This window comes from Methylobacterium sp. 4-46, from assembly GCF_000019365.1.
Lineage (GTDB): Bacteria > Pseudomonadota > Alphaproteobacteria > Rhizobiales > Beijerinckiaceae > Methylobacterium.
Map to the genome: position 1 here is coordinate 4,523,242 of NC_010511.1, position 18,689 is coordinate 4,541,930.

The following is an 18,689-nucleotide window of genomic DNA, read 5'->3' on the forward strand; positions in this document are numbered from 1 at the left end:
ATTGGCCGCGCGCGGTTCCGCCGAGGCGCCCGCCGCGGGGCGAGGCCGCGGAGGCCTCACTTCTTCTTGCGGACCGAGCTCTGCGGGTTGAGGCTGCCGATATTGCCGCTCTCGGTGCCGGCGCGCGGGTCGATCACCGCGTTGATCAGGGTCGGGCGGCCCGAATCCATCGCCTCGTTCACGGCGCGGCTGAGTTCCTCGGGGGTGGTGGCGTGGACGCCGACGCCGCCGAACGCCTCCATCATCCGGTCGTAGCGGGAATCCTTGACGAAGACCGTCGTGCCGGGATCGCGGCCGGTCGGGTCGGTGTCGGTGCCCCGGTAGATGCCGTTGTTGTTGAAGATCACGACGCAGACCGGCAGGTTGTACCGGCAGATCGTCTCGATCTCCATGCCCGAGAAGCCGAAGGCGCTGTCGCCCTCGACGGCGAGGACCGGCTTGCCGGTCTCGATCGCCGCCGCGATGGCGAAGCCCATGCCGATGCCCATCACGCCCCAGGTGCCGACGTCCAGGCGCTTGCGCGGCTGGTACATGTCGATGACCGAGCGGGCGAGGTCGAGGGTGTTGGCGCCCTCGTTGACCAGGATCGCGTCCGGCCGCTCGCGGATGATGTCGCGCAGCGCCCCGAGCGCCCCGTGGAAGTCCATCGGCGAGGCGGCCGTCGACGAGGCGGACTTGGCGAGCTTCGCCGCCATCTTGGAGGCGTTCTCCTCCTTCTTCTTGGCGATGGTGGCCGTCCAGTCGGCCGGCGGGGCCGGCCAGTCGGCCTGCATGCCGGCGAGCAGGGCCTCGACGCAGGAACCGATATCGCCGACGAGCGGGGCGGCGATCTCGACGTTCGAGTCCATCTCGCGCGGCTCGATGTCGACCTGGATGAACTTCTTGGAGCCGGGCTCGCCCCAGGTCTTGCCCTTGCCGTGCGACAGGAGCCAGTTGAGGCGCGCGCCGAGCAGCAGCACCACGTCGGCGTCCTTGAGCACCAGCGAGCGGGCGGCGCCGGCCGATTGCGGGTGCGTGTCGGGCAGGAGGCCCTTGGCCATGCTCATCGGCACGTAAGGGATGCCGCTCGTCTCGACGAGGGCGCGGACCGCCTCGTCGGCCTGCGCGTAGGCGGCGCCCTTGCCGAGGATGATCAGGGGGCGCTTGGCATTGCGCAGCAGGTCGAGCGCGCGGGCGACCGCGGCCGGGGCCGGGATCTGCGCCGGGGCCGGGTCGATCACCTCGACCAGGGACTTGGCGCCGGCCTCGGCGTCCATGACCTGCGAGAACAGCTTGGCGGGGAGGTCGAGATAGACGCCGCCCGGCCGGCCCGACACCGCCGCGCGGATCGCGCGCGCCACGCCGATGCCGATATCGGCCGCGTGCAGCACCCGGAAGGCGGCCTTGCACAGGGGCTTGGCGATGGCGAGCTGGTCCATCTCCTCGTAGTCGCCCTGCTGCAGGTCGACGATCTCGCGCTCCGAGGAGCCGCTGATCAGGATCATCGGAAAGCAGTTGGTGGTGGCGTTGGCGAGCGCGGTGAGCCCGTTGAGGAAGCCCGGCGCCGAGACCGTCAGGCAGATGCCCGGCTTCTTGGTGAGGAAGCCCGCGATCGCGGCCGCGTTGCCGGCATTCTGCTCGTGCCGGAAGGAGATCACCCGCATGCCGGCGGCCTGGGCGAGGCGGCCGAGATCGGTGATCGGAATGCCCGGCACGCCGTAGATCGTGTCGATGCCGTTGAGCTTGAGCGCGTCGATGACGAGGTGGAAGCCGTCCGTCAGCTCCGGCTCGCTCTGCACCGACGCGGCGGGCGCGGCGGCCCCGTACGAGGTCGGCAGGGTGTCGGGAGCCGGCTCGGCCTGCGTCTTGACGGTCGTTTCCATCGGGGGTCCCCTGGTGCTTGTTGGGTTGGGCAGGCCGGGCGCGGTCGGTCCCGGCGGCGTAGGGTCTGGGCGCGGGGCGCCGGTCTGGGGCGCGGGCGCGCCGCGTGCGGCCGATCTCGACGGCGCCCAGGGCGGGCGGCGCGGCGGCCGGAAGGCGGAGGCGGGCCGGCCCTCACGGGCGCGGGCCGCGGCAGCTCACGCGGGAGGCGGTGAATGGGCGTCTGACATCGGCGTTCCTCCGGCGCTGCGGGTTCTCGGCGCCTCCCCCCGGGCGCCGAAGCGCCGGAAGGGTCTCGCGCCGGCCTGCTTTTTGTATCAGGTCGACTGTATACCAGACGGACATTGCGGCGACGGACGCGATTTGTCAATCCGGGGATCGCGCGGCCCGGCGCCGATCGCGCGCCGGCCGGGCGATCGCCGGCCGCTCGGAGCTGGACCGGGTCGGCGGCCGGACCGCGGCGCGCCGCGGTGCCGCCGGACTGGCGGCGAAGGATCCCGGCGCTCCGTCGCGCGTGCGGGAAGTGAGGCGGCGCCTCCGAGGAGGACCGCGATCAACGGCTGTGCGGCCCTGACGCGACCACCCTTCCGCGGCCGCGCCGGCCGGCTCGGCTGCGCGCGCGGCCCTGCTCCACTGCTCCTCTGCTACTTGGCATTCCCGCTCAGCGCGAGCATCGGCAGCGTCCCGCCCGGCACCATGGTGCTCGGCAGCCTGCCGTCCCAGCGCTCGGCCTGGACGAGGGTGACGAGGCTCGGATTGTCGCGCAGGGCGTCGCCGCGGGCGCGGATCGCCTCGGCCTCCGCCATCCCCTTGATCCGGATCGCCTCGGCCTGGGCCTGGGCCTGCGCGCGGACCGCGTCGGCGTCGGCGGTGGCCTTGGTCACGGTGATCTGGGCCTGCACCTTCTCGCGCTCCGCGTTCTGGCGAAGGCGCAGCACCTCGACCTCGGCCAGCATCCGGTCCTCGATCGATTTCTCGTAGGCCGGCGAGAACTTGATGTCCTCGACGTTGACGCCCGTGACCGTGATCGGCCCGCTCACCGCCTTCTGGATCGCGTCGGTGATCTCGGCGTTGAGCCGGGCGCGGTCCTGGATCACGGATTGCGCGGTGAAGCGGCCGATCACCACCTTCGACTGCTTGAGCACGAGCGGGGTCAGCAGCCGCGCCACGGCCGCGTCCGCCCCGCCGTAATCGGCGTAGACCTCCGCCACGCGCCCGGACTCGAACTGGTAGTTCACGGAGATCATGTAATGGGCGGTCTGCTGGTCGTGGCTGTAGCCCTCCAGCCTCTCCCAGCGAAGCAGCTGGTTGCGCACCGGGATCCTGGCGACGCTGTCGACGAAGGGGAGCTTGAAACCGAGCCCCGGCTGCGCCACGGCGTGGATGGCGCCGTTGCGGAGCACGACGCCGCGCTCCGTCTGGTCGATCGTGTACCACGAGCCCAAGACGAGGGGCAGCACAATCAGGGCGGCGCCCGCCGCGAGCGCGACCGTCGCAGGTATCCGCATCTGTCTCTCCCGGCCCATGCAGGGTCCGAACCGAGCCTGATCATCGATCGCGCCGGGGCGAATGGCCAGTGCGCGGCCGCACGGGGGCAGATCCGACGCGGACATCCCTGGGGCCGGGTCCCCGCACGCCGGATTTCCTTGGGTGATGAGTGGGCGCGCGGCCCGGGACGCCCCGCCCGGACCGCGGTGCTGCATTCCTGCAAGGGTGCGCGCAAATCACGGCTGCCCTCACCCAGGTGAATCCGCGGCGCGCGGACGGGAGGCAGGCTGCGGAGGGGCAGCGGCCCGGAAGGATGCCGGCGGGGGGCGGTTCATGGCGCGGCGGGCAGGCAGGGGGCGCGAAGGCGCCTGGGGCGCGATCATCCTCCTCGCCTGCGCGCCGGCGCTGGCGCAGGAGCGCGCGCCGCGGGCGACGCTCGACGAGACGGGCCTGACCGTCCGCGGCCCCGACGACGCGGTCCGGTTCGAACTCGGCGGGCGGCTGCACGCCGATTTCGGCGCGGGCGGCAGCCGGGCCCTGACCAACGAATTCCCGGTCGCGGCCGATCTCCGCCGCCTCTGGATCGAGCCGAAGCTCACCTTCGGCCGAAACCTGATCCTCAACCTGCAATACGATCCGGCCAGCGCCGCGACGCCGATCAACAACCTGCTGCTCAGCTACAAGGGCGCGCCCGTCGCCGCGGGCATGCCCTCGTGGACGCTGACGGTCGGCAACTTCAAGGAGCCGTTCAGCCTCGAGCAGCTGATCTCGAACAACGACACGACCTTCATGGAGCGCTCGCTCGCCGACACGTTCGCGCCCGGGCGGGACACGGGCCTGGCGCTCGGCACGCATGGCCGGAACTGGACGCTCGCCGCGGGCGTGTACGGCGGCAACGTCAACGCGGATGTCGGGCGCGGCGGAGTCGCCGGCACGCTGCGGGCGACCGCGGCGCCGATCCTGGCACAGGATCGCGTCCTGCATCTCGGGATCGCCGGCAGCTACCGCGGCCTGGACCGGGGCGGGCCGGCCCTGTCCTTCGGCACCACGCCCGAGAGCGTCCTGTTCCGCGAGAGCCTCGTCGACACGGACGTGATCGCGCAGGCGCGGGCGGTCGGGCGGCTCGGCCTCGAAGCGGCCTGGGCGCAGGGCCCGCTGCGGGTGCAGGCCGAGGTCATCGCCACGCGCGTCGAGCGGACGGCCGGGCGCGACGTCGCCTTCCGGGGCGGCTACGTCTACGCCGCCTGGGTCGTGAACGGGAAGGCGCCGCGCTACGTCGTGGAGGCCGACACGGCGACCGAGATCGGCCTGTTCAAGCGCGTCGCGCCGGAGGGCGGCCAGCGCGTGTCGCGGGGCGGCCCGGGCGTCGTCGAACTGGCGGTGCGCGTCGCGGCGGTCGACCTCACCGACCGCGACATCCGCGGAGGCCGCCAGCGGGACGTGACGGTCGGAGTCAACTGGTATCCCGAGCCCTTCCTGCGCGTGATGGCGAACTACGTCCACGCCTGGGCCGATCCGGCCGCGACCGGCCGCCCGGCCGAGGCCGAGATCGGGCAGGTGCGCCTGCAGATCGCCTTCTGATGGCACATCCGCTTGATTCCTTCGGGACGGCGGATTGGGCTCAAGCGCCGCGCGGGCTCGTGATCCGCTGTGATCAACCGGATCCCGTGTGAGCCGGCGCGAACCGGGCGCCCCCGCGCCGGAGGGCCGGCTCATGGTCGGCCGGGCTCGGCGTCACGCGCCACGCGGCGTCGCCGACGTCGTGCGCGACGAGGCGTGCGCCGCGCGGGGCGACGGCGACGCCCACGGGCCGTCCCGCGCCGCCGCCCTCGGCCGCCGATGCGCGAAGGGCACGGGCACGAGCTTGTCGCCGCCGAGGTCGCGCCGGTCCCAGCTGCCGTGCTCGCCCACGAAGGCGCCGCCCCGGCATTCCGGCGGGAGGGCCTCCGAGCGCGAGACGGCGAGCCCGAGCGGGGCGAGGTGCGAACTCAGCGCGTCGTCCGGCTCGACCGCGGTCGCGACGAGGTCGGGCCGCTGCGGCTCGCGGCACGGGCCGACGTGCTGGCCGTCATCGCAGTCGGGCCAGCCGTGGAGGGCGCTCTCGCGCGCCGAGGTGCGATAGTCCGGGTCGAGGTTCGGCCCGATCTCGTCCCGCTCGTCGACGATGGCCCGGAGTGCCCCGGTTCGCGGCTCGAAATCGAGGCCGGCGGGGTTGCGCAGGCCGCTCGCGAAAATGCGCGACAAGCCCATGGCCCGGTCGACCTCGCAGATCCGCGCCCGCCCGCGCTCCGCCTCCGATCGGGAAATCGCGGATGTCGGGGTCTGCCATGCGCCGCCTCCCCGCAGGGGCTCCGCAGCGCGCCCCTTCCTGGATGCTCACTCAGGGTGTCGTCCCGCAACGGCCGTGGGACGGGGCCGGCTTCGAGGAGACGCGGCGCCCCGTCCGCCTGCGCGGGCGCCGCGCACCCCTCAGGCGATCTCGCTCTCCGTCAGTTCGATGTCGCGCGGATCGGGGACGTAGTCGCACCAGGCGCACCGGCCCTGCGGGGCCACGGCCGCGATGTTCCGCTGCGAGCACAGCGGACACACGTGCAGGACAATCCTGTCCCCGACCAGGGAGGCGCTGCCGCGGCCCTTGAACGTCAAATTCGAACGCATCTCGACATCCGACACGAGCGGTACTCCACTGCGCTGTTCGTGATTGCTGTGCACACCAACCGCCAGAGTCGCTGGATTGTTTCCTGCGGGGGCGTGCGCGGGAGGTTGGATTTCGGCGATGCACGGGATGACGTCTCCCCGCCTGGCGCGGCCGATGCCGCGACGCGGTCGCCCGGCGATCCCCAGGCCGCGATCGGGAGGGTGATCGTGCCGGAGACGCCGTCGGGGGCAAGGGCATAGGCGACCTCCGCCTTGAGCTGGCAGGGGAGGGCGCGCCCGATCAGCTCCCGGCCGAGCCCTTGCGCGGCGGCTCTCCCTCCCCCGGCGAGGGGACCGGCACGCCGCTTTCCTGCCACGCGACCCGCGGCAGGCGCTGGCCGCCGGGCGCCGCGATCACCCGCCAGCGCGCTTCGAGCCGCCCCTCCGGCCGCGACAGCGCCCCGTATACGGACAGGAGGCCGGCGGGCCGGCCCAGCACCTCCTCGGCGGTTCAGCCGAACACCGCCTCGGCGCCGGGGTACCACGCGGTGATGCGGTCGCCCGGATCGGTCGTGAAGATGGCGCAGTCGCGGGTCGACTCGACGGTGAGGCGGAAGCGCTCCTCGCTGGCGTGGAACCGGTGCAGCCTGCGCAGGCGGTCGATCACCGGCCCGAGGATGGTGGCGTAGCTGCGCAGGAACGCGGTGTCCTCCGGGCCGAATTCCCGCGGCGCCCGCGCGTCCACCTGCAACAGGCCGTAGGCTTCGCCGCCGGGCAGGCGGATCGGCACGTTCACCAGGGCCCTGATGCCGTGCGACGTCATGCAATCGGGGACGTCGTAGCGCTCCTCCAGGCCGAGATACGGCGTGATGACCGGCTCGCCCGCCGCGATCGAGTAGGCTTCCGACAACCGCCCCTCCAGCGGGATGCGCACCCGGCCCGCGCTGCTCAGGGCCGGCATCGGGTGGCGGCCCGGCATCGTGGGCCGCTCCTCCCGCCGAATTTCCAGGAGCTTGGCGAAGTCGGATTCGAGCGCGTCCCGGACGAGCCGGCAGGCCTCGGTGAGCACTTGGTCGAGATCCTCAGACCTCGGGGCGAACTCGCCGAAAACGGCCAGAACGCGCTGGCGCCCCATCATCTGCTGGTGGTCCGGCATCCTACCGTCCTCGCAGGGCTCGCGCCGACCGAGCGACGGCCCGAGCACGCCGGGAGGCGCGCCCGTCCCGCCGGCCCGAACGCGCCCATGCAATCGGGAAGGCACGAGGGCCGGCTTCGGGCCGGCTCCGGCGCGGCGGCGTCGCGCCGCCTCACCACCGGCCCGGGCCGGCGCGCCCATCCTCGCCGAGGCGGCGGCGCTCGTCGGCGATGACCGCCTCGATGAATTCCAAATCGCGCTGCACGAGCGCCAAGCGGCCGAGGGGCAGATCGCGGTAGCCGGCGCGCACCAGCGCCCGGCAGAGCTGGCGGCGATGGTTGAGGAGGCGGTCACGCGCCGCTTCGGCCTCGCGAAGGAACTGCTCGACGGCCGGTCGCTCCATGGTCCTCCACCCCGTAGCTGACGCGCCCCACCCGCGCGGGCGGCCACAGCCAGAACGCGGGACGCAACGATGGGTGCGACCTCGGCCGCACGCAACATGGGGTGCATGCGCGGCGCGCGCGGCGAGGCGGTCGCGGTCTCCTGCCCCGCGCCGGTCGCGGCCGAGGAGACGGATCCGTTCGAGGCGATGCCGGGGCGCGGGTGGTTCCGACGACGCCGGCGCGTCGCGGCCCTCGTCCAACCGTCAGCGCAGCCCCTCCCGTGACCGGCCGCGCTGCCCCGGACGATGCACGTTCCGACGTCGTGCATGAATGCAGCTGAGTATCCTTACATCACTCTTGCGGCACATGAGCAATTTGTAAGCTTCTTGTATTCTGGCTTGTAAATTGCGGTCGTGTACGAACGACGCTCGGCATAGATACGAGCACGTGCAATGCGTCGCCCGCAGATCACCCGCGACACACTCGAGAAGATTGTTTTGAGATACGTCAGGGGCAAGCATGCCTCGACCGTGGTGCAGGCCGTCGAAATAGGGGTGAAAAGAGGAAGCAATTCTCCTTCGCATTTTGCTCTCGTCATTCCAGACGGATCATCAGAAAATCTTGAGGAGATCGGAATGACTGCGACAGAGTGCATCCGGTGTCTGTACAGGTTTTATGATGTGATCGACGAGAAGCTGAATTAAGTAGGCGGGCAAGACGGGGCGGCCCGGCCATCCGTGAAGCTGACGCCCGCGGATCGGCGAGTCGTGAGTCACTTCGCGCGCGATCCGCCCGGCCTCGCGAAGGCTCCGCCGCCCGGGCCGGCGCTGGTGCTCGGCGCGAAGGGTGCCGGGTCGGAGGGCCGCGACCTGATGGCCGCGGCGGCGGGAGGGCGCGCCCGCGTTCAGCGAATTGCGATTCTGCCCGAAACTTGACGTCTGACAGTTTATCCGGGGCGCAAGTCGGCTTGACTGTATTCAAGGGCGACGCCCACGGCAAGACGCGTCCGTGGTCCGCTGGTCGGCGCCGGGTCCTTCATGATCTCAAGTTTAGGAGTCACGGTTTACATTATGAATGCGGGCATCAAATCGCTGAGAGACATTGAAGGTATGGTGCTTGCCCGTGTAAAGAAAATTCATAATGGGGACAAAGTTGTCGACGTACAGATCTTGCCCGCTGAGGATGGCAGCGATGTTCCAAACGTGATCGTGACGATGAGCGAACCAGAACCTAGTAATTCAGAAGTGATAATCGAGTGGATAAGGAACATTATTGTTGTGTTCTATAATGTTTACGAGATTGTCGATAACAAGCACTGATGACTTGCAAAGGATGAGTGGCGCGGTGCTGGTTGCACGGGTCCGCAGCGTGGAACCCGGTGCAAAACTCGATCGACCGGCGCCACGCCGGCGGGCCATCCGGAAGAGGGAGGGAGGCTGGCTGGGGCGCCCGCATTCGATTCTAGGACTGCCGGCGCCGAAGCACGCCACACTGATGGTCCGGCGCTCTGATTTCGCCCGGTTTCCCGGATCAAGCCGCTGCCCCTGTCCCGGCTCTGTGCAACGAGCGGCTTGCCTGTGACCGGGTCGAGTTGGACCGTCGGCGCCGCGCCGGCCTTGCGCCTCGCGGAGCGCGCAGGCCCCCTTGGTCTGCACGACGCTGCTGTGGCCGATCTGGGCGCGGACCATCTCCGTCGTCAGCGTTGATCCGAGCCCGCCCGTCGCGAGGCGCGCTGAGGCGAGATGCGGACGCCGGTGGTTTGGTCGCTGGGATCGGCACGTCCCTGGCTGCGAGCAGGGGGGCGCGCGCCGGTCGGGGGTGATCAGCGGGGCCGGCGGGTTCAAGGCGGTGATCATCCGGGAGGCCCTCGCGCCGGGGAAGGTGGTCTCGGCCGTGGCGCGCCGTCGCGGTCCGACGCCCCGCAGGTGCTCGGCCGGCGCTGGAAGGCGCGGCTCGCCCCGGAGCGCCCCGCGGCGGTGGCGCGGGCCCACGGCCCCGATGGCCTTCCTGTCGGCGGTCACCGCCGCGGTGCCGTCCCTCCTCGCGCGTCGGGGCGTGGCCCTCGACCGCTCGACCCTGGCCGTGTGTGGGCGCGCCGCACGCTTGCCGCGCTGCCGTGCTCGCCCGCGTCGCCGGGCGGCGTCCCAACCGCCGCCTCGACGAGGTGCTGCCTGGGCCTGCCCCGCCGCGCGAGATCTCTAAGACGTGGCCCGAAACCTCCGTTTACGATATAAGCCGAATCGCACAGCGATCTTACTGACGTGTGATTGATGTGCCAAAGCAGGACTGTGCATTCGCGCGCATTGTTAAATCATGTCGCCTATGCCTGGGGAGGTTTGTTATATGAGCAGCTATCTTCATGATCCGTTTCCTCGCTTTATTGACAGAAATCTGATCAAAACTATATTTGAGGTCGGCTCGCGCGATGCAAAGGACGCGGTAGCGGTTGCTGACTTTTACAATGCGGAAAAAATCTTCATAGTCGAACCAAATCCTGACGCCCTGGAAATTTGTCGTGCCACGATTTCGGGCCGCGGTAATGTGAAGCTGATCGAAGCTGCCGCCAGCGATGTTCCGGGAACTTTATCATTCTATCCTGTTGTCTCGAGTCATCAGCCGGACGGCACCGAGACTCACAACATCGGCGCGTCGAGCCTTTTGAAATCATCCGGTCGCTATGGTGAGACCTACGTCCAGACGGAGATCAAGGTTCCAGCCGTGCGCCTGGATGATCTCTGCCGCGAGCACATGATTCAGAGCATCGACCTGCTCTGCATGGACGTCCAGGGAGTAGAGGTGTCTGTGCTCCGTTCACTGGGAAGCAAACTTTGGGATGTGAAGTATATCATCACTGAAGCGACGGTCGTCAATCAATACGAGGGGCAAGATCAATTCCACCATATAGTTGAATATCTCGTGCATCGAGGATTTCGGCTTGCCGCGGTGAACATGGAAAATGGGTATTGGGGCTTCGGTAACATATTGTTCATTAATAGAGAGATTGAGGTTCCGATCGTCGGATCTTAACGCCCCTGCGATCTGATTGGTTGCCTAGTTCAAACCTCTCTTCGCGCGCGAAGCGGCGCAGTGAGCTCGGCGCCATGGCGCAGCAAGGGCCGTGCTCGGCGAGCACGGCCCTCGCAAACTCATGATTTGCCAAAGCGGCGATTGCGCTCATCGTCGCGCCCGACGCGATCAGGCCAGCCGAACCGCTGCGCGAACTCGCGGCAGCGGCCGCGGGCCGCCCTCGTCCGGCTCGGCGGGCGGGGTACGGATCGTGGTGAAGGCACGCCTCGTGACCGGGTTGGAGGCTGAAGTGCACTGCGCGGGTTCGTCGAGGGGCATGCGGAGCCTGCTGCAGGTCCGACCTCCCAATGGATCAGCGGGGCTCATGCTCCGGGATACGGCTCTGGCGAACGCACCCGCAAGGGCATGAGCCGGTGCGCGGAGGTTGTGCCGGCTTCTGTGGGTCCGATCACACCCTTTGTTCCGTCTTGTCCGCGTTCACGAGGCCCGGAAAACAAAGGAAAAATTGGCTGGGGCGCCAGGATTCGAACCTGGGAATGGCGGTACCAAAACACGCAATACTGATGTTCTAGCGCTTTGATTTCGCTTGTTTTTCCAGATCAAACCGCCGCCCCTGTGCCGGCTTTTGTGCGACGAGGGGCTTTCCGGTGACCGGGTCGAGATCGACCATAGGCGCCGCGCCAGCCCCGTGCGCCGCTGCGCGCCGGGCTTCCACCTCGAGAAACGCGTAGGCCTTCTCCGTCTGCACGACGCTTCGGTGGCCGAGCTGGTCGCGGACCATCTCCATCGACCAGCGCTCCTCCTGCAGGAGCCGGCACCCGTGGGTGCGCCGCAGGTCGTGCCAGCGGAGGTCCTGCACCTTCGCCCGTGCGGCCGCGTTGCGCAGCCCGCGGTCGAGATTGTTAAACCGCTCGCCGTCGTTCCGGTCCGGGCGGGGGAGGGCGGCTCGCCGCGTCGCGCCCCGCGTCGTGGTGGCCGCGCCATGGTGGAAGACGTAGGGGCTGGTCAGGTGCCGCGGCATCCGCTCGAGCACTCCGACAGCCGGGGCCAGCATGATCACGGTCCGCTCGCGCTTCCCTTTCGCCGCCTCGGCCGAGATGGTGAGGTGCTTACGGGCGAGGTCGACCTGCGCCCAAGTGAGGGAGAATTGCTCCTCCATGCGCAGGCCCGTGTAGATCGCGAACAGGATGGCGTCGCGCACGTAGGGCAGGGCGCCGTCGAGCAGGCGCGCCTCCTCGGCCCGGGACAAGTAGCGGGTGCGAGGCGGGCTCTCGCGCAGACCGCGGCGCGCCCGCTGCCTGATGAAGGGCGTGACCGGGTTGAGGTCAGCGTACTCCTTCTCGATCGCGAACGCGAAGATGGTCGAGAGGCAGGCGAGATCGCGCCGAACCGTCGGCGCGGAGGCGCCCGCCGTCCGGCGCGCGGTCTCGAAGGCGCGCAGGTCGGCCGGCTTGATCTCGAGGAGGAGCTTGCCGCGGAAGTGCTCGTCGAGCCAAGCGATGGACACGCCGTAGCGGCGGAGCGTGGATGGGCGCAGCGTCGGGCCGTGCTCGCGGATGAACTCCGCCATCACGGTGTTGAGAGTCAGCCGCGGCTTGGCGCCCCACGCTTGGGCTTCGAGTTCGCCGAGCCAGATTGCAAGACGCTGCCGAGCAACGCCTTCAGATCGTGTTCCGAGGGACGCGCGGAGGTCCTTGCCGTCCTTCTGGACTCGGCCCCACCACGTTTGCCCACGGAGGTAGATGTCGGCCATTCGAGCACCGTCCTCCGGCTCGTTTCCCACCACTGACGCACGGCGCGCAAATCGAACACCCAGCTTGAGCGAGGTCCGAAGGGCTGTCGAGCGCCAGGCACGCGGCCGGCCGCCGCCATTCGAATCCAGTGCCGCTCGGTGAACCCGAACTCTTCGACGAGACGCGCCGCGGTTACGTGCTGAGACACCGCTACACCTCCCCCTTCCACCACAGCGCCAGCGCCGCCCCGTCCGGCACGCGGCAGCGCCCGCGGGCCATCGGGTGGATTGGGCTGCCGTCGGCCGTGGTCCCGAAGCAGTGCAGGTCCGGCCAGGGCGCCTCGCCCGTCGTGATCTCCTCGACGACGTGGTCGGTCCACATCGGGTCCCACGTGCCGGCACCCCAGCACGCCACGACGCGCGCCGCGGCCTTGGCCTCGCGCACGATGGTGCTGAGGTTCTCCTGGATGACGTCCCGGGCGTACCAGTCCGGGCCGTTCTCCTGCCACCGCGACCACGCCCGGCACTCGGCCGGCGAGGGTGATCGGAAGGGGTAGAGATTGACAGCCGTGAACCCGCCGTAGCCCCAGGCGCGGGCGAAGTGGATCCACCGCCGCACGGCCGGATCGTCGACGCGGTGGTCCGCCGTCGAGGGGTTCAGCCCTACGAAGCAGACGTACGCGCCCTCGGCCCAGGTGCGGGTGAGCGTGAAGCGGTAGGCGCCGCAGCGCGAGAGCGTGGCGGAGCGCGCGATGGTGTCGGTGAAGCGAACGCCGAAGAGGTCCTTGGCGTGCAGGTCAGCCTGCATTGTCGGGCTCCGAGCTATGGGCTGCCGGCGCATTCTCGGCCGCGCACGTCGAGCACTGATCGGGGCCCGCCCAGCCGCATCCGCCCGGGCAGGCGTCCTCCTCGGTGCAGCCGCAATCCCGGGACACGTCGCCCAGGAGCGAGGGGATGCGGGCCGTCACGCCGTCCTCGGCTTCGAGCGCGCCGTCCGGCAGCACGTCACCGACCGCGAGGTCGAGCTCGCGCGTCAGCAGCTGGTCGGCGGCCTCGGCGGCCCGGGCGAGAATGTCGCCTAACTGGTCCTCGTAGACCCGGCGCTGTAGCCGCCACGACACGACGAGCTCGACGGCGATGGCGCCGATCTCGTCCTGCTCCTCGCGGGTGAGGCCGGTCCAGATATCGACGCCGTCGAGACGGGGGAAGGCGGGAGTGCCCGCGGCCTGGGCGGTTAGACGGGCGGAAGTCATGACCGCGCCTCCGGGGTAGAATTTTGCCCGAGCAAAAGGCGAATCGCATGCACCGGACCCCCATGGCGCTCAGCCAAGCCGAGGAACAGATCCTCAGCGTGGCCAGAACGATTCCCGGCGGCCAATACGTAACGTCCATCAACCTCACAACGGCGAACCAGGGAGCCAGCTTTTCCGGCGTTCTCATTGACGTTCAGAGAGACAGGGAAGAAGACGCAGCGGATGCGGTCAGAGCAATTCTGCGCCTGGTAGAAATGATCTTGACCACTTATGAGGTCGAGGCAGGCTCGGTTCATTAAGCGGATGCCTGTCATCTTGCAGACATTGTCGGGGATGTATATCACGAATCGACAGCCCGAGCGTGCGCTGGGCCATGCCTTGGAGAGTTTACGGTGCAGCGCTTGTCGATATCGCGAGCGCAATTTGAAGAATTCATATTCGAGGAAGCGCGAGCAATTCCCGGAGGAGAGTGGATTACTGCAGTTAGGGTCGCTCCGAATTCTTACGATGCAGAATTTTTCGGATTCGAAATCGATTTCACGGACGGGTACATCGACGTGGATGACCAAATAGCGCAAATGGTCGCCGAACTGATAATAAAAGCCTTCGAGATTTACGTAATTGGTGGCCATGCGTTTCATTAGATATAGATTACCGCTTGCAAGACTGTCGATCACGAGGGAGCGCGTCATGTCGCCCTCCCGACTGCTGCCCGCCCAGCCTCGGTGAGCGTCAGCAGCCCGAGCCAGCGCTGGTGATGGGGGTCGAGGGTGCCGAGGCCGAGAGCCACGACCTGATCGGCCCGCCGCCAGGACAGGTCGCTCGGCACGAGGCACTGGCCGGTGCGGGTCAGGATGGGAGGCGGGTCCCACGAGAAGGGCCAAGGCATCAGGCGGCGCTCCCCGCGTCGAGCGCTTCGAGGCTCAGGCCAACCGCCGATCGCAAAATATCGCATCCGCACTTGCAAATATCGCAGCACTCTGCGATATTATCGCAATGAAGCCGATCGCCTATACCCTCTCCGCGACCCGCGAACTGTCCCGGCTCCCCAAGCCGGCGCGCCTCGCGATCGTGGAGAAGCTCGCGCGCTACGCGGCAACGGGGGCCGGCGACGTCCGCGCCCTCACCGGGCGCCCGGGCGCGCGACTGCGGGTTGGTGACTACCGGGTAGTGTTCGTCGAGACGGACGCACAGATAGAGGTCCGCGCCATCGGCCACCGCCGTGATATCTACGACTGAGAGGACAACCCCATGACCGTGCAGATCATCACCACGCCCGGCGGCGAGGAGCTCGTGATCCTCCCGCGCCGCGACTACGACGCGCTGCTCGCGCGCCTGGGCGACGAGGCCGCCGAGGATCGCGCAGCCGCTCGCTTGCTCGACGCCCGAGCGGACGAGAAGGCCTCGGTCGAGCACTGGTTCGTCGCCCTGATCGCGGAGCACGGCTCGCCGGTCACGGCCGCGCGCAAGCACCACGGCTGCACCCAGGCCCAGCTGGCCGAGGCGCTCGGAATCTCGCAGGGCCACCTCAGCGACATCGAGCGCGGGCGCCGGCAGCTCACGCCGACGCAGCGCCATCAGATCGCTGCCGAGACGGGGGTTATAGCCGATTGGCTGGAGTGAAGGCGCGGTCATTACCGCCCGCCCTCCGCGTCGACGAGCGCCACCGCCCCCGCCGACGGGACCGCGATCGGCCCAGGCTGCGGCGCAGAAGCTGGGTCCGGCGCGGGCACATCGTTCGCCCAGTCGCCCTCCGCCGCCTTCAGCCGAGCGGTCTCCAGCGGCACCTGGTTGTGCAGGGGTCTGCATCGCGGCAACGGTCTCGACGGTCATCAGGCCGCCCTTCGACTCGTCGATGTTGAAGAAGCGGACGGCGCGGCGAGCGGCCGACAACAGGGTCTCTTCGCTCATCGTGGTGCCCTCTCTCGGTGAGCCCGCGCCTCAGCGATGGTGCGTGCAACGATCTCTTCGGCGGTGAGGACGATGCGGCCCTGGCCCGCGCACTCGTTGCAGCCGCGGCGCGAGCGGCGGCGGATGAAGACGACCGGGGGCCCGCCTGGGAAGCAGCAGGAGCACCAGCGGCCGTTGCCGATCAGGTATGGGTCGAACGGGACGGTGACGCGGAGGCTCATACCGAGTCCTCCGAAGGCGCGCACGCCTCGGCCCAACTCGCCGCCCGCCGCAGGTTGTCCGCCAGCTCGCGCGCCTCGGCGGGGCTGAGCGCCGCCCAGGCGTCGGCCGACATCGACCCGAAGTTGCGCATCACGCCGAGTTCGAGGGTAACCTCGCCGCCGTATGTGCTGACCTGGATGGCGCTGCCCTGCGCGGGGTCCTCGCCGGTGCGGTCGTGGTAGATGCTGGCGGCGCTCACAGCGCACCCCCGAGCAGCCACCGGGTGATGCCCGCGAAGACGAGCGCCGCGACCAGCGCGGGGAAGGTGCAAACGAGCGCGCCGATCCGCTCGCCGCGCGGTCTTGTGTCCTTCGTGGCCTCCAGGAAAAAGGACGCGCCCAGGCACAGGCAGACTGCGGCAAGACCGTAGCCGATCACGGCGACGAGGATGGTCCCGACCATCACCGCCCCTCCGCGCTCTGCATAACGACCATCGGCCCCAGCACCGAGCCGGGCCGGCGCATGGCGAGTGGCGTCGCCCGGGCCGCCTTCACCGCTTGCGGTCGGCCCGACCCTTCATCCGCCAGGAACCGTCCGAGCAGTGCGACGAGCCGCTCCGCCGAGCTCAAAGCCGCAACGGTGACGTCGATGTTCGCCGCAGCTCGCCGGGTCTCCGGGCAGTCCGCCGGGATCGCGATCCGCTCGGCGTGGCGCCGGCAGCGGTCTTGGTGGAGCGAGGCCGTCTGCAGGTCGCGCCCGAGAGCGCCGAGGTCGAAATCCGCGAGCGCGTCGGTGAGCCGGATCATCGGGCGATCCTCCCGGCGGCAGCTTCGACCACGAGGCCACGGACGTAGGCCCGGCCCTCGTCCGGCAGCGCGCGGTAGGCGATGAGGAGATCGTGCTCCTCGCCGGCCGGCGCGATCACGGCGTCGGCGGCGGTCAGGTCCCGCGGGTGAAGCCCGAGCGCTTCGGCGAGGCGCGGGAGCAGGGGGGCCAGGCGCGCGGCCGCCGCGCTCGATAGCAGAGATCGCCTTGGGGCCGAGGCAGACGGCGGCGGCGAGCTCGGCCTGAGTGACGCCGATGCGGCGACGGCGGTGGCTGATGCGCTCGCCGAGCGAGCGGAGAGGGATGTTGGAGTGCATCGCTCAGCCCTCCCGCCTCGCCGACCGGCGGCCTGCGGCGATCGCGTCGTTGCCCGGGAAGTCGTCGGCGGGATCGGGCTGCGCAGCGCCCGGCTTATCCCCGGCCTCGTCCTCGTCGGTGCCCTGCGCCTCCTCCTCGAGATCGGCGGCGACCGTCTCGCCGGACTCGCCAGGCTGGTGTTCGATCGTGTCGGCGAGCGGGTTGGCGACCGGCTGGAAGATCCCGGTCACCTGACCATCTTGCTGCTCGCGCCGCCGGTTGAAATCGTAGAGCTCGTCGTCGCGCCGCATCAGGTCGTCGAGGTCCGACGACAGCGGCAGGACCTTGCTGTGCCGGCGCGCCACTGTCTTGCGTGCCATCTCCTCCCACCACTGCGACCACGGCCCGCCGCTCTTCGCGCGGCTGACCTTCCGGACCTTCTCGATTTCCTCAACGGTCATCACCTCGCGGGAGCGCTCGCCGCTCTTCAATACCGCGATGGAGTAGGCGGCGACCGGCTTGCCGCGGTTCACCAGCACCGGCACGTGGACGATCTTCGGTTCATCGCCGAGCTGATACTCGAAGTGGTCGTTCTCGAAGACGACGTTCGCTTCCCAGGTCGCGATCTCGCCCGAGTTGCGGACCTTCTTACGGATGCCGGCGATCATCGGCATCCACTGCGCACGGCCGCTGAACTCGACGATCGCACCCTCGCGCCCGTCCGGCAGCAGACCATCCTGCGCTGCTCGCATCGCGGCGTTGAAGAACGACCGCCGCTCCAGCTTCAGGAGGTCCGGGTTGTTCTGGACAGCAGTGAGAAGCACGCGCTTGAAGCGCTCGACCGGGATGTGTGCCGGCAGGGCCGCGGCGAACTCGGCCTCCCGGCTCTGGATCTGCTCGCGCACCACGACGAGCGGGTTGGCGTTGTGCGGTCGCTCAGCGACAGCCGTGGATGCAGCCATGGAGTCCTCCTGTCGGGGTTCAGCGGGCCCACCAGCCCGGCATGTCGGAGAGGTCGATCTCGGCGAGCGGCGCGTGGTCGATCCACGGCGCGTCGAGTCCGTGCGTGCGGCGGGCCTGGACGAAGGCCCACAGGGCGGCATCGATCGTCTTCTCGGCGACCGCGACCACCTCGTTGCCCGGCGAGAGCGTGACGCCCCAGGTCAGCGGGGCGTCACCCGTCGACCAGAAGACGAAGACGAAGGCGTAGCTCGTCGCGGCCACGACCCGGGCGAGCCAGGCCGGGTCACGGTCGCCGTGCACGCGTCCCTCGGCGACGAGGCCCGCCAGTTGCGCGCGGGCCTGCAGGTAGGCCGCGGCCTGGACCGGGTAGCCATACTCGGCCATGGCGCGCAGGCAGTTCGCCTGGAACGACGTCGGGCGGCTCGGGCGGGTGCTCTTGAGATCGACCACCGCACGGGGCTTGAGGTAGTCGAACCGCGCCTTTCGGCGCACCTGCTCGCCGTCCACGGCGTCGGTCCAGAACACGGACACCTCGGATGCGCCGCCCGTGAAGGAGGCGGCGAGGTGCGGGTTTGCCAGCACCGCGCCTGCGGCCTGCTGCACCCGGTCGAAGTCCTCGCCAGGCAGCACGTCTTCACCGTTCGGCGCGAGCTTCGCGCGAGCCTTGGCGTCGAGGCGGGCGAGATCGTCGGGTCGGCGCACGAAGCGGGCGGCGAAGGACTGCTGCCCCTCCAGCACCAGCTTGTGCACCGCGCGGCCGATGATCTGCGACGGGGTTGGCTCGTCGGCGGGCCGGTTCGGGTTGAGCACCGAGCCGAACCAGTAGTCCGCGGGCTCGGCGGCGAGGCGCTTCAGGTCGGAGGAGCCGAGGGCCGGGTCCGCGTGATAGTGGGCCTCGTCGAGGCCGAAGTAGATCCCGTCCTCGAAGGAGACGGCGGTCGGGGCCGGCGCGGCGGCGCTGTCGGGGAGGAGCATCG

At 69.5% G+C, this 18,689-nt stretch carries 24 protein-coding genes and 1 pseudogene; 7 read left to right on the top strand and 18 right to left on the bottom strand.

Features of this window, described 5'->3' with window-relative positions:
- Window positions 1-56 precede the first annotated feature (56 nt).
- Window positions 57-1,862, bottom strand: coding sequence for an oxalyl-CoA decarboxylase (gene oxc, locus M446_RS19445; RefSeq protein ID WP_012333809.1), 1,806 nt, complete (start codon window positions 1,860-1,862; stop codon window positions 57-59).
- Window positions 1,863-2,504: 642 nt separating this feature from the next.
- On the bottom strand, window positions 2,505-3,368 hold the full coding sequence (locus M446_RS19450) for a prohibitin family protein (protein ID WP_012333810.1): 864 nt from the start codon (window positions 3,366-3,368) through the stop codon (window positions 2,505-2,507).
- A gap of 313 nt (window positions 3,369-3,681) precedes the next feature.
- Here M446_RS19450 and M446_RS19455 point away from each other — a divergent pair, with 313 nt between their 5' ends.
- The gene (locus tag M446_RS19455) at window positions 3,682-4,929 is read left to right on the top strand and encodes an OprO/OprP family phosphate-selective porin (protein WP_012333811.1); all 1,248 of its coding nucleotides are present in this window, start codon (window positions 3,682-3,684) and stop codon (window positions 4,927-4,929) included.
- 153 nt (window positions 4,930-5,082) lie between these two features.
- Here the strand turns inward: M446_RS19455 and M446_RS19460 are convergent, their stop codons facing one another.
- From M446_RS19460 to M446_RS19475, 5 genes are all read right to left on the bottom strand, one after another.
- A complete protein-coding gene (locus tag M446_RS19460; protein WP_050777503.1) occupies window positions 5,083-5,598 on the bottom strand; it encodes a PQQ-dependent sugar dehydrogenase in 516 nt (171 codons plus the stop codon).
- 219 nt (window positions 5,599-5,817) lie between these two features.
- A complete protein-coding gene (locus M446_RS19465; RefSeq protein ID WP_415926891.1) occupies window positions 5,818-6,021 on the bottom strand; it encodes a hypothetical protein in 204 nt (67 codons plus the stop codon).
- A 265-nt stretch (window positions 6,022-6,286) separates the two neighbouring features.
- The gene (locus M446_RS34295) at window positions 6,287-6,484 is read right to left on the bottom strand and encodes a hypothetical protein (protein WP_050777504.1); all 198 of its coding nucleotides are present in this window, start codon (window positions 6,482-6,484) and stop codon (window positions 6,287-6,289) included.
- A gap of 12 nt (window positions 6,485-6,496) precedes the next feature.
- A complete protein-coding gene (locus M446_RS19470; RefSeq protein WP_050777505.1) occupies window positions 6,497-7,141 on the bottom strand; it encodes a GAF domain-containing protein in 645 nt (214 codons plus the stop codon).
- Window positions 7,142-7,292: 151 nt separating this feature from the next.
- A complete protein-coding gene (locus M446_RS19475; protein ID WP_012333813.1) occupies window positions 7,293-7,523 on the bottom strand; it encodes a hypothetical protein in 231 nt (76 codons plus the stop codon).
- Window positions 7,524-7,955: 432 nt separating this feature from the next.
- On the opposite strand from M446_RS19475, the gene M446_RS37440 reads away from it, so the two are divergent.
- From M446_RS37440 to M446_RS35635, 4 genes are all read left to right on the top strand, one after another.
- Window positions 7,956-8,207 (top strand): hypothetical protein, encoded by a 252-nt coding sequence (locus M446_RS37440; RefSeq protein ID WP_150108705.1) that lies wholly within the window; start codon window positions 7,956-7,958, stop codon window positions 8,205-8,207.
- Between the two features lie 63 nt (window positions 8,208-8,270).
- Complete coding sequence (locus M446_RS38220) at window positions 8,271-8,438, top strand: hypothetical protein (RefSeq protein ID WP_157182179.1); 168 nt, start codon at window positions 8,271-8,273, stop codon at window positions 8,436-8,438.
- 135 nt (window positions 8,439-8,573) lie between these two features.
- Window positions 8,574-8,822 (top strand): hypothetical protein, encoded by a 249-nt coding sequence (locus M446_RS37445; RefSeq protein WP_150108706.1) that lies wholly within the window; start codon window positions 8,574-8,576, stop codon window positions 8,820-8,822.
- A gap of 1,024 nt (window positions 8,823-9,846) precedes the next feature.
- On the top strand, window positions 9,847-10,530 hold the full coding sequence (locus tag M446_RS35635) for an FkbM family methyltransferase (RefSeq protein WP_168169168.1): 684 nt from the start codon (window positions 9,847-9,849) through the stop codon (window positions 10,528-10,530).
- A gap of 568 nt (window positions 10,531-11,098) precedes the next feature.
- Here the strand turns inward: M446_RS35635 and M446_RS19480 are convergent.
- The 5 genes from M446_RS19480 to M446_RS19500 all read right to left on the bottom strand — a co-directional run bounded on the left by M446_RS19480 (window position 11,099) and on the right by M446_RS19500 (window position 14,404).
- Window positions 11,099-12,283, bottom strand: a complete 1,185-nt coding sequence (locus M446_RS19480; RefSeq protein WP_012333815.1) for a tyrosine-type recombinase/integrase — start codon at window positions 12,281-12,283, stop codon at window positions 11,099-11,101.
- Window positions 12,284-12,473: 190 nt separating this feature from the next.
- A complete protein-coding gene (locus M446_RS19485) occupies window positions 12,474-13,070 on the bottom strand; it encodes a DUF1643 domain-containing protein (RefSeq protein ID WP_012333816.1) in 597 nt (198 codons plus the stop codon).
- Window positions 13,060-13,515 carry a hypothetical protein gene (locus M446_RS19490; protein WP_012333817.1) on the bottom strand — a complete coding sequence of 152 codons (456 nt, stop codon included), beginning with the start codon at window positions 13,513-13,515 and terminating at the stop codon, window positions 13,060-13,062. Before M446_RS19490 ends, M446_RS19485 begins: the two co-directional genes overlap by 11 nt.
- On the bottom strand, window positions 13,512-14,207 hold the full coding sequence (locus M446_RS37450; protein ID WP_012333818.1) for a hypothetical protein: 696 nt from the start codon (window positions 14,205-14,207) through the stop codon (window positions 13,512-13,514). The genes M446_RS19490 and M446_RS37450 overlap by 4 nt, the downstream gene beginning before the upstream one ends.
- Window positions 14,204-14,404 (bottom strand): hypothetical protein, encoded by a 201-nt coding sequence (locus M446_RS19500; RefSeq protein ID WP_012333819.1) that lies wholly within the window; start codon window positions 14,402-14,404, stop codon window positions 14,204-14,206. The genes M446_RS37450 and M446_RS19500 overlap by 4 nt, the downstream gene beginning before the upstream one ends.
- A gap of 107 nt (window positions 14,405-14,511) precedes the next feature.
- Here M446_RS19500 and M446_RS19505 point away from each other — a divergent pair, with 107 nt between their 5' ends.
- The gene (locus tag M446_RS19505; RefSeq protein ID WP_012333820.1) at window positions 14,512-14,754 is read left to right on the top strand and encodes a type II toxin-antitoxin system RelE family toxin; all 243 of its coding nucleotides are present in this window, start codon (window positions 14,512-14,514) and stop codon (window positions 14,752-14,754) included.
- 12 nt (window positions 14,755-14,766) lie between these two features.
- Window positions 14,767-15,138, top strand: a complete 372-nt coding sequence (locus tag M446_RS19510; RefSeq protein ID WP_012333821.1) for a helix-turn-helix domain-containing protein — start codon at window positions 14,767-14,769, stop codon at window positions 15,136-15,138.
- A gap of 505 nt (window positions 15,139-15,643) precedes the next feature.
- Here M446_RS19510 and M446_RS19515 read toward each other — a convergent pair.
- From M446_RS19515 to M446_RS19535, 6 genes and pseudogenes are all read right to left on the bottom strand, one after another.
- Entirely contained in the window at window positions 15,644-15,886 is a 243-nt protein-coding gene (locus M446_RS19515; protein WP_012333822.1) for a hypothetical protein, read from the bottom strand.
- On the bottom strand, window positions 15,883-16,089 hold the full coding sequence (locus M446_RS19520; protein ID WP_012333823.1) for a hypothetical protein: 207 nt from the start codon (window positions 16,087-16,089) through the stop codon (window positions 15,883-15,885). Before M446_RS19520 ends, M446_RS19515 begins: the two co-directional genes overlap by 4 nt.
- Window positions 16,089-16,433, bottom strand: coding sequence for a hypothetical protein (locus tag M446_RS19525; protein WP_043701426.1), 345 nt, complete (start codon window positions 16,431-16,433; stop codon window positions 16,089-16,091). Before M446_RS19525 ends, M446_RS19520 begins: the two co-directional genes overlap by 1 nt.
- A gap of 231 nt (window positions 16,434-16,664) precedes the next feature.
- A pseudogene (locus M446_RS39060) lies at window positions 16,665-16,769 on the bottom strand (transcriptional regulator); the annotation flags it as partial.
- Window positions 16,770-16,772: 3 nt separating this feature from the next.
- A complete protein-coding gene (locus M446_RS19530) occupies window positions 16,773-17,711 on the bottom strand; it encodes a recombinase RecT (RefSeq protein ID WP_012333825.1) in 939 nt (312 codons plus the stop codon).
- Window positions 17,712-17,730: 19 nt separating this feature from the next.
- Window positions 17,731-18,687 (bottom strand): PD-(D/E)XK nuclease-like domain-containing protein, encoded by a 957-nt coding sequence (locus M446_RS19535; RefSeq protein ID WP_012333826.1) that lies wholly within the window; start codon window positions 18,685-18,687, stop codon window positions 17,731-17,733.
- Window positions 18,688-18,689: the final 2 nt, after the last annotated feature.

Bases quoted from the DNA above. Each gene is read 5' to 3' on its own strand.
- oxc (WP_012333809.1), bottom strand. From the start codon at position 1,862: ATGGAAACGACCGTCAAGACGCAGGCCGAGCCGGCTCCCGACACCCTG.
- M446_RS19450 (WP_012333810.1), bottom strand. From the start codon at position 3,368: ATGCGGATACCTGCGACGGTCGCGCTCGCGGCGGGCGCCGCCCTGATT.
- M446_RS19455 (WP_012333811.1), top strand. From the start codon at position 3,682: ATGGCGCGGCGGGCAGGCAGGGGGCGCGAAGGCGCCTGGGGCGCGATC.
- M446_RS19460 (WP_050777503.1), bottom strand. From the start codon at position 5,598: ATGGGCTTGTCGCGCATTTTCGCGAGCGGCCTGCGCAACCCCGCCGGC.
- M446_RS19470 (WP_050777505.1), bottom strand. From the start codon at position 7,141: ATGCCGGACCACCAGCAGATGATGGGGCGCCAGCGCGTTCTGGCCGTT.
- M446_RS19475 (WP_012333813.1), bottom strand. From the start codon at position 7,523: ATGGAGCGACCGGCCGTCGAGCAGTTCCTTCGCGAGGCCGAAGCGGCG.
- M446_RS37440 (WP_150108705.1), top strand. From the start codon at position 7,956: ATGCGTCGCCCGCAGATCACCCGCGACACACTCGAGAAGATTGTTTTG.
- M446_RS37445 (WP_150108706.1), top strand. From the start codon at position 8,574: ATGAATGCGGGCATCAAATCGCTGAGAGACATTGAAGGTATGGTGCTT.
- M446_RS35635 (WP_168169168.1), top strand. From the start codon at position 9,847: ATGAGCAGCTATCTTCATGATCCGTTTCCTCGCTTTATTGACAGAAAT.
- M446_RS19480 (WP_012333815.1), bottom strand. From the start codon at position 12,283: ATGGCCGACATCTACCTCCGTGGGCAAACGTGGTGGGGCCGAGTCCAG.
- M446_RS19485 (WP_012333816.1), bottom strand. From the start codon at position 13,070: ATGCAGGCTGACCTGCACGCCAAGGACCTCTTCGGCGTTCGCTTCACC.
- M446_RS19490 (WP_012333817.1), bottom strand. From the start codon at position 13,515: ATGACTTCCGCCCGTCTAACCGCCCAGGCCGCGGGCACTCCCGCCTTC.
- M446_RS37450 (WP_012333818.1), bottom strand. From the start codon at position 14,207: ATGACGCGCTCCCTCGTGATCGACAGTCTTGCAAGCGGTAATCTATAT.
- M446_RS19500 (WP_012333819.1), bottom strand. From the start codon at position 14,404: ATGCCTTGGCCCTTCTCGTGGGACCCGCCTCCCATCCTGACCCGCACC.
- M446_RS19505 (WP_012333820.1), top strand. From the start codon at position 14,512: ATGAAGCCGATCGCCTATACCCTCTCCGCGACCCGCGAACTGTCCCGG.
- M446_RS19510 (WP_012333821.1), top strand. From the start codon at position 14,767: ATGACCGTGCAGATCATCACCACGCCCGGCGGCGAGGAGCTCGTGATC.
- M446_RS19520 (WP_012333823.1), bottom strand. From the start codon at position 16,089: ATGGTCGGGACCATCCTCGTCGCCGTGATCGGCTACGGTCTTGCCGCA.
- M446_RS19525 (WP_043701426.1), bottom strand. From the start codon at position 16,433: ATGATCCGGCTCACCGACGCGCTCGCGGATTTCGACCTCGGCGCTCTC.
- M446_RS19530 (WP_012333825.1), bottom strand. From the start codon at position 17,711: ATGGCTGCATCCACGGCTGTCGCTGAGCGACCGCACAACGCCAACCCG.
- M446_RS19535 (WP_012333826.1), bottom strand. From the start codon at position 18,687: ATGCTCCTCCCCGACAGCGCCGCCGCGCCGGCCCCGACCGCCGTCTCC.